The following is a 7779-nucleotide window of genomic DNA, read 5'->3' as shown; positions in this document are numbered from 1 at the left end:
TTGACCTAATAAAAACCTTTTTTGAGCGTATTAAATGGAGAAAATATAGCTGTAAAATTATGGTTGAGAATAAAAAAGGTCACAAAGCAAAAAGCTCTAAATGATTTTTTAGAGTCTTTACAGAACAATTATGGTATAATTATTGAATGTATTGAAAAAGCTAATAAAGTTGAAGTTCCAGTGCTTGGAACTGGTCAGACGCAATATCCATCAGCTATATCTGTAGAGATTACGCATCAGTGCAATGCAAAATGTTTGCACTGTTATGGAAATTATTCTTGTCATAATAAGTTTATAGATAATACAGATGATATTAAAAAAATGCTGAAAGATGCAAGAACAGCTGGAACAAGAGTCGTTGAATTTACAGGTGGAGAAGTTACTTGTCATCCTCATTTTTTAGACATTCTAAAATGTGCATATAGTCTTAATTATAATTTGGTTAGTATTTTGTCAAATGGGTTGTTTTGGAATGAAGAATTATTTGAGTTAATAGAGAAAAATAAAGATAAAACTGTAGTACAAATAGATTTACACGGAGATAATGATGACTATATAAATTGGTTTATGGGAACAAAGATAGACAACATTTCGGATAGAATTAAGAAAACTATTCAACGTATTCATAATATGAAAATTATGATGAGAGTAGTTACTATGATAACACCTCAGAACTTAAATCAATTAGTAAATATTGCTGATTGGGTTCATAGTGTAGGGATAGACTGCTATGGCTTATCTTCAATAACTCCTATGGGTAGATCTGATTTAGAAGATGAACACAATATTTTATTAAAAACAGAAACAGATATGACTAAATGTGCAGAAACTATTTCGACAATTAATAAAAAATATGGTGAAGGATTTTTATATCAAGTAAAAGATGGGGATCCTAACTTAAGTAATTGTGGAGCATTTACATCCAATCCATCTATAACACCTAGTGGGAATATAAAATTTTGTGCTATGGATGATGAAACAATAATAAAGTCTTTTGGAAATGTTTTTAAAGATAATATAGGGGATATTTATACTAAAAAATATAAGATTTTAAATATGATCAGAAAAATTCCTGCACCTTCGTATGATAGTGAAGAGTGTAAAAATTGTAAAAGTAAATATTTTTGTAGTTATTGCATAATAAGAGGACTTACGGCAGCAAAAGAGAACAACTTTAAAGATTGTCTATGGTATATAAATAGAGTTCCTAAAGAATTCAAGGAGATGGTAATATGATGAATGATATTATAAGCATAGAAAATATAAGTAAAGCCTTCGGTAACCATGTCTTATTTAACAATTTCAGTTTGTCTATAAAAGAAAATTCAATACATGCAATTATTGGTCCGAATGGTTCAGGCAAGACTACATTGTTAAGGATATTGACAGGTTTATACGATATAGATAATGGCAGTGTTGTTGTGAAAACAAATCATGCAATGTTGTTAGAAAATGACTATTTATATGAAGATAAATCAGGAATTGAAAATTTAAAAATATTCGGTTTATATTTTGGCTATAAACTTGTTAATTATGAAACTTATGCAGAAATTTTAAACTTGAAAGAGCACTTGGAAAAAAGAGTTTCAACTTATTCAAAAGGGATGAAAAGAAAACTTTCTTTGTTAATAGTCATTTTAATGGACAGAGGAATAATTTATCTGGATGAGGTAACATCAGGTGTAGATCCAATTTCGAGAGTAGAGATACGAAAAATAATTAATGAATTGAAACTTAGTGGGAAGACAATCGTTATAACTTCACATGATTTATCAGAAGTTGAAAAAATAGCAGATTATATATCTATGATTGAAAATGGAAATCTTATTCTAAATTTAAGTCATGATGAAATTAAAGGTAGATCACTAGAAGATATTTTTATTAAGGCAGGTACAAAAAAATGAGGAATTTAAAGAAAGCTGCAATTTATTGCATTTTAAAGAGCAAGGATACAATCGTTAATTTATGTGTTGTGATAATCCTATTTGTATTTGTATGTTTTGGATTATATTCAGGATTTTTAAAACAAAAAAGTGTACCGGAATTAACATTGCTTATGTATGTTTTGATTTTAGGGAGTACATTAATAGTTGCTAATTCAATGATAGTTGATTTAACAGTAAAAGATAAGTTAAGTAACCGATTAGAATTTTTTATGTCATCGGGAATAAAGATAAAAAATATCATTAACTCTTACACCATTCAGATGTTAAGAGTAGCGAGCATAATACCATTTTTTATATTTTTAGTGTTCTATGTATCGTTAGATTTTAATTATAATTTTATGGAGATGGTAGTCTTTTATATTACAACAGCTTTACTCGCTTATGGAGAAATTTATTTCTTCAATGTGATATCTTTTTCTGCAAGGAAAAATAAGCTATTTAAAAACATTATATTTTTTGGAACTTTTATTGTAATTTATATGACAGGAATGTTTTCTAAAGAAATAGTAAAGTTTTTAGTGTCAGTGAATATCGATATTATACATGGATTAGTAGTATTTAATGTTTGTATTTTTGCATTTCTGTTAATTTTAGGAATGATAAAAATAAAAGAACTAAATAATGAGAAAGTGTTGAAAACGAAAGGTGAATGGGTATGAATATAGTTAAGCTGAATGTAAAAAAAGTGATTAATTCAAATTTCATATTTATGACACTAATAGCTTTAGGATTTGGAATATTACCAATATTGACAGCTGATAATAATGCCAATTCTTTATTATATACCAGAACTTCAGTCATATTAAAAGGATATGTATTTTTGTTTATTGTGTTTGCAAATGAACTTAGTAAAAGTTTATTGCAGATGGAAAAGATAAGCAAAAAAGTAGAATGGCTTTTAGCGAATGGTGTAAGTGTAAAAAAAATTATAATCATCAATTCGTTAACTTTATATTTAGCAACTACTATTTTGTTGTTGCCTTTGATAGTGGGTGCAATAATTCTTTTAGATGATATAAACTTGTTAAATATAGCGGATTATTATGTTTATACGTTTATATGTGGTATAATTATAAACACAGCTTTTATGTATATTAAAAATATGAACCGATTTAGAATGGTAACTTTTTGGGTGAGTCTGTTCTATATGGTAACTTTTATTTTAGAGATAGCGATGATTGAAAGATTGTTCATTTATGGAGTAAAATATATTTTAGCATTAGTTCTTATAACATTGTTATATAAAGCTACGACAAAAGAAAGGATAACATCAGCTTATTATTGAGGTGATAGAAATTGCGAAAAAGTAAAAGCAGGAGAAATATATATATTATAGTTTATATGTTTATAGTTGTTCTTTGGGCCTGGTCGTATAAAGCGAAGGCTTATATATCAAACCAGGCTCTTATTAATTTGCTTTCAATGTCAATTTATTATCTGTTCTTAAACAAGTTATATGTAAACTTTGTGCAGATGAAAGAACGACAAGAGAATGTGTTAAGGGAATATGGATTTATTCCCTTAACCATATTTGTAGCATCATTAGTTTTGAAACAAAATTATGTATATATTACAATTTCAATGTTTGTTTACATTATATTGCTTTTTGTATTTGGGTTGAAAAAGTTTTATTGGATGGATTTCTTGTGTTGGATATTATTGATAGTTGCTACAATCTTATATTCTTTCAATCTTCGTTTTGAAACATTGATTTTTGTTATAGTAGCGGTTTTTCTGAATACAAAGAAACATTATGAATATAAGCATATACGACAAATTAATATACTTTCGATATCGAAGTCAAATAGTATAAAATTAATTCCTGTTGTAGTAGTTTTTTTAACATTTATAGCATATTTATTAGAATTGGATACAATTTTAATAAATGTATTTATGCATGTTGTAATGGTGATATTTATGTTACTACTACTAATAAATGTCGAGTCGATGGAAGTTTCTCAGAAAAAAATGGAATCATTTTATACTTTGACAGTATATCTAGAGAGAGAACGAAATGAATTTTCAAGTCTACTACATGATGAAATTATACAAGACATAAAAGCAAGTAAGACTCTTTTAGAGTTAAATGAACCGGACATAAAGTATTCAATGAAAATACTGACTGATTTAGAAAATAAAATTAGACAAATAATGAACTTTTATTCTTCAAATCTCTTTAATTATTTTTCCTTTAGAGAAAACTTTGAGAATATGATTTTATCTATAAAAAATCTTTATCCGATGAAACAATTGGAGTTAAATTGGATAATGCCGGAAAACATAAAAAATAAGGAATCCCAAAAAGTTATCATGCAGATTTCAAAGGAGCTTATAAATAATGTGTATAAACATTCAGAAGGTACATATATAAATTTTGAAATGAAACAAAGTAATGGAAATATTACGATATTTTGCGAAAGCGACGGAGCAAGTCAAAAAGACTATGAAAATATTGACAAATCAATGGGTGGAATTTTGATTTTAAAGCTTTTAATTAATAGAAATAAAGGTGAAATGCATTATTCCTATCAAGATGGTATTTTAAAAACAGAAATAAATTTAGAAAAGGAGAGTTTAATTAATGAAAATCCTTTTATTTGATGATCATAAGTTATTAGGTGAAAGTTTAACTAGAGCATTGAAAGAATTTGAAGAAGTAGATGTTTGTGATTTTGTGGATATCGAAAAGCATTTTTATAACGCTCTTAGGACATATCAATATGATATAATTCTTTTAGATATAAATTTAAAAGATGCTTCTAGTCTTAATGGGTTTGAAATTTTAGATAAATTAAAAGAAGATAATATCAATTCAAAAGTAGTGATTTTATCATCATATGATATGCCTATTTATAAAGAAAAAGCTTATGAAAAAGGAGCTGCTGATTTTATAAATAAATCAATAGAGATTAGTCAGCTTGTAAATAGGCTTAGACAAGTTACTAATAACAAAGTTGTGAAAACTATAAGAAAAGAATCCTCTTTGACAAATAGAGAAGTTGACGTATTGAAAAGTATATGTACAGGAAAGACAAAGAAAGAACTTGCAAAAGAACTTTTTATAAGTGAAAGGACTCTATATAATCATATTCAAAATATTTATGATAAACTTGAGGTTTCTAATACAGTAGAAGCTTATAATAAAGCTATAAAATTGGGATATATAGAACCTTTAATGTAATTTAAAAAAATTACTAAATATTCTGTTTTTATTAAAAGTAATTTTAAATTTATTATATTAAAAAACATAGTTAAATATTGATAATCATAAGCCATTGATTCTGATTTTTGTGGGATATCAGATAAGATTATAGATATTCCCATTAAGTCATAAAATAAAAATTTTTGAATTAGTGTTTTAAGGTAAAATTAATATCATTTGTCATGAACAGGTTGTAAAATATAATTAATGGGGGGTGGAGGTAAAATTATGAATAATAACAAATTACAAGAGCAAAGATTAAACTATCTTTTAGAGGAGTTTAAAGCAGACTCTGATAGATATAAGAACATAGAAATTCCGGATAATATAAGCGAGAAACAGAATATTCTCCGCTCCCTTATGAATGTTCGAATGCCGAAAAAAATGTCAGATCAAGTAATAAAAGTGCAAGATGAATACTTATCATTTTGTGTTATGGAAAAAGGTATTGTAAAACTGTCGGAAATTCCTGTTACTAAAAACAATCTATCTATTTGGCAAGGAGACATCACGAGGCTTGAAGTAGATGCGATCGTTAATGCGGCTAATTCACAAATGTTGGGATGTTTTGTGCCTATGCACACTTGTATAGATAATCAAATTCACACCTTTGCAGGAGTACAGCTAAGGGAGGAATGTAATCATCAGATGGAGAAACTAAGAGAAAAATATGGAAGAAATTATGAACAACCTACCGCAATTCCTATGCTTACAGACGCATATAATCTTCCTGCAAAGAAGGTAGTTCACATTGTCGGTCCGATCATCTCCGGTAGTCTTACGGCAGATTTAGAAAAAAACTTGGCAGATTGTTATACAAATACATTGGATATGTGCTTGGAAAATGGACTTAAAAGTGTGGCATTTTGTTGTATATCAACCGGCGTATTTCGCTTTCCGAATAAAAGAGCAGCACAGATTGCTGTAGAAACAGTCGAAAAGTGGTTACTACTGCATCCTAATTCAATGGAAAGGCTAATTTTCAATGTTTATAAAGATGAGGACAAGATGTACTATGAAGAATTATTACGATAAAAAAGATGGTTACAGAGAAACAATTCAGAAAGGTTTAATTGGAGTAAGGTGTTTTAGCAAAAGCGTATCTGTCGGAAAAGCTACAGGAGAAGAACAAATTGAGATTTTAAGAAATGAAATTCAAAATGCGGAAGCCATTGTCGTTGGTGCCGGTGCAGGCTTATCCACTTCTGCCGGCTTGACTTATAATGGAGATCGATTTGAACAGTATTTCTTTGATTTCATAGAAAAATATGGAATAAACGATATGTATTCAGGTGGGTTTTACCCGTTTCCCGACAATGAAACAAAATGGGCATGGTGGGCAAGACACATCTATTTCAACAGATATGTTGATCCTCCCAAACCTGTTTATACAAAGCTGCTTTCTCTTTTGAAAAACAAAAATTACTTTGTCATTACGACGAATGTTGACCATCAATTCCAAAGAGCGGGATTTGATAAAAAGAGATTATTTTACACTCAGGGAGATTATGGATTATTTCAAAGTGTAAATCCCGAAATCAAAAAAACATATGATAACGAGCAGTGGGTGATGAGAGCGATGGAGGTACAAGGCTTTGTAAAAGATATTAATGGAGTATTCACTCTTCCTGATAATAGAAGAATATCTATGCGAATTCCTACAAATTTCATTCCTAAATGTCCTGATGATAATTCGGATGTAACGACAAATCTCAGAGCGGATGATTCCTTTTTAGAAGATGAAGGCTGGCACAAAGTATCTGAAACTTATTATAAATTTCTTCAAACACATAAAGACAAATATACCTTGTTTTTAGAATTGGGAGTGGGAGCAAATACACCAATTATTATAAAATATCCTTTTTGGCAGATGACAATGGAAAATGAAAAAGCGGTGTATGCGTGTGTCAACTATGGAGAAGCCTATTACCCAAAAGAAATTGAAGATAGATGTGTATGTATATATGGGGATATAGGAGATGTTTTAGAGAAAATTATGAAATAAAATAATTTTATATTTAGAAAAATCATTTTTGAGAAGTGAAGGCTAAAAGTCGGTACTTCTCTTTTTTGTGTCAAAAATTCAAAAACGAGGAAAGGAGAATTTATGGAAGAACTGAAAGATACGGATAAAAAAGGCGTTAGCACAAAGAGAAAGATTGGAAAGACCAACTATGAGGTTGTTGTTCACTTCAATGAGAACTCAACTGAAACAATGCAAGATAAACTGACAAGAATTATGCTGAGGGAGCTTAGGAGAAAATCGAACGAAAAAAAAGATGATTTTGATTAAAAAGTCCTTTACAAGCAATAACAAGGGTAAGTAATTCGTATAAAGTGTACAAACTAAATTAAGTATTTGAAGAAAGTGTTTGGTAAGCTTAACGAAGAGGAATGATAATTGATTCATGCAATTTCTATTCAAGAAAAAATATTCAAAGATGTTGCAAAAAAATATGAAACTAATTTGATAAAGATTAGTTATATTAGAGATAAATTTTAAGAAAATTAAGACATGTGTTATATAGGTAGTGTATTTGTCAAGTGAATATTCCCCTATATTTTAATCCAAAATTCCTCTAGTTAAGGTAAAAAAATTATTGCTTTTCTAACCAAAGCTGTGTCTCTTTT

General features: G+C 28.6%; 9 protein-coding genes. All 9 read left to right on the top strand.

Going from position 1 to position 7779, the window contains the following annotated elements:
* The first annotated feature begins 21 nt into the window (after positions 1-21).
* Entirely contained in the window at positions 22-1236 is a 1215-nt protein-coding gene (locus BUC45_RS03690) for a radical SAM protein (protein ID WP_296970435.1), read from the top strand.
* Positions 1236-1904, top strand: a complete 669-nt coding sequence (locus BUC45_RS03685; RefSeq protein WP_035917444.1) for an ABC transporter ATP-binding protein — start codon at positions 1236-1238, stop codon at positions 1902-1904. The genes BUC45_RS03690 and BUC45_RS03685 overlap by 1 nt, the downstream gene beginning before the upstream one ends.
* The gene (locus tag BUC45_RS03680) at positions 1901-2605 is read left to right on the top strand and encodes a hypothetical protein (protein WP_035917409.1); all 705 of its coding nucleotides are present in this window, start codon (positions 1901-1903) and stop codon (positions 2603-2605) included. The genes BUC45_RS03685 and BUC45_RS03680 overlap by 4 nt, the downstream gene beginning before the upstream one ends.
* Positions 2602-3231 carry a hypothetical protein gene (locus BUC45_RS03675; RefSeq protein ID WP_296970433.1) on the top strand — a complete coding sequence of 210 codons (630 nt, stop codon included), beginning with the start codon at positions 2602-2604 and terminating at the stop codon, positions 3229-3231. Before BUC45_RS03680 ends, BUC45_RS03675 begins: the two co-directional genes overlap by 4 nt.
* A gap of 182 nt (positions 3232-3413) precedes the next feature.
* Entirely contained in the window at positions 3414-4547 is a 1134-nt protein-coding gene (locus BUC45_RS03670; RefSeq protein WP_296970431.1) for a hypothetical protein, read from the top strand.
* On the top strand, positions 4528-5127 hold the full coding sequence (locus tag BUC45_RS03665) for a response regulator transcription factor (protein WP_035917419.1): 600 nt from the start codon (positions 4528-4530) through the stop codon (positions 5125-5127). Before BUC45_RS03670 ends, BUC45_RS03665 begins: the two co-directional genes overlap by 20 nt.
* A 249-nt stretch (positions 5128-5376) precedes the next feature.
* Entirely contained in the window at positions 5377-6183 is an 807-nt protein-coding gene (locus BUC45_RS03660) for a protein-ADP-ribose hydrolase (protein WP_035917422.1), read from the top strand.
* Positions 6164-7153, top strand: coding sequence for a hypothetical protein (locus BUC45_RS03655; protein WP_296970429.1), 990 nt, complete (start codon positions 6164-6166; stop codon positions 7151-7153). The genes BUC45_RS03660 and BUC45_RS03655 overlap by 20 nt, the downstream gene beginning before the upstream one ends.
* A 102-nt stretch (positions 7154-7255) precedes the next feature.
* Positions 7256-7441 (top strand): transposon-encoded TnpW family protein, encoded by a 186-nt coding sequence (locus tag BUC45_RS03650; protein WP_035917427.1) that lies wholly within the window; start codon positions 7256-7258, stop codon positions 7439-7441.
* Positions 7442-7779 lie beyond the last annotated feature (338 nt).

The sequence above is a fragment of the Tepidanaerobacter sp. EBM-38 genome, assembly GCA_001896545.1.
Taxonomy (GTDB): Bacteria; Bacillota; Thermosediminibacteria; order Thermosediminibacterales; family Tepidanaerobacteraceae; genus Tepidanaerobacter.
The sequence above is the reverse complement of the archived record's forward strand: the minus strand, read 5'-3'. Positions and strand labels throughout refer to the sequence as shown.

What these genes read in the sequence shown, in the direction of transcription:
- BUC45_RS03685 (WP_035917444.1), top strand. Translation starts at nt 1,236, where the DNA reads ATGAATGATATTATAAGCATAGAAAATATAAGTAAAGCCTTCGGTAAC.
- BUC45_RS03680 (WP_035917409.1), top strand. Translation starts at nt 1,901, where the DNA reads ATGAGGAATTTAAAGAAAGCTGCAATTTATTGCATTTTAAAGAGCAAG.
- BUC45_RS03675 (WP_296970433.1), top strand. Translation starts at nt 2,602, where the DNA reads ATGAATATAGTTAAGCTGAATGTAAAAAAAGTGATTAATTCAAATTTC.
- BUC45_RS03665 (WP_035917419.1), top strand. Translation starts at nt 4,528, where the DNA reads ATGAAAATCCTTTTATTTGATGATCATAAGTTATTAGGTGAAAGTTTA.
- BUC45_RS03660 (WP_035917422.1), top strand. Translation starts at nt 5,377, where the DNA reads ATGAATAATAACAAATTACAAGAGCAAAGATTAAACTATCTTTTAGAG.
- BUC45_RS03655 (WP_296970429.1), top strand. Translation starts at nt 6,164, where the DNA reads ATGAAGAATTATTACGATAAAAAAGATGGTTACAGAGAAACAATTCAG.
- BUC45_RS03650 (WP_035917427.1), top strand. Translation starts at nt 7,256, where the DNA reads ATGGAAGAACTGAAAGATACGGATAAAAAAGGCGTTAGCACAAAGAGA.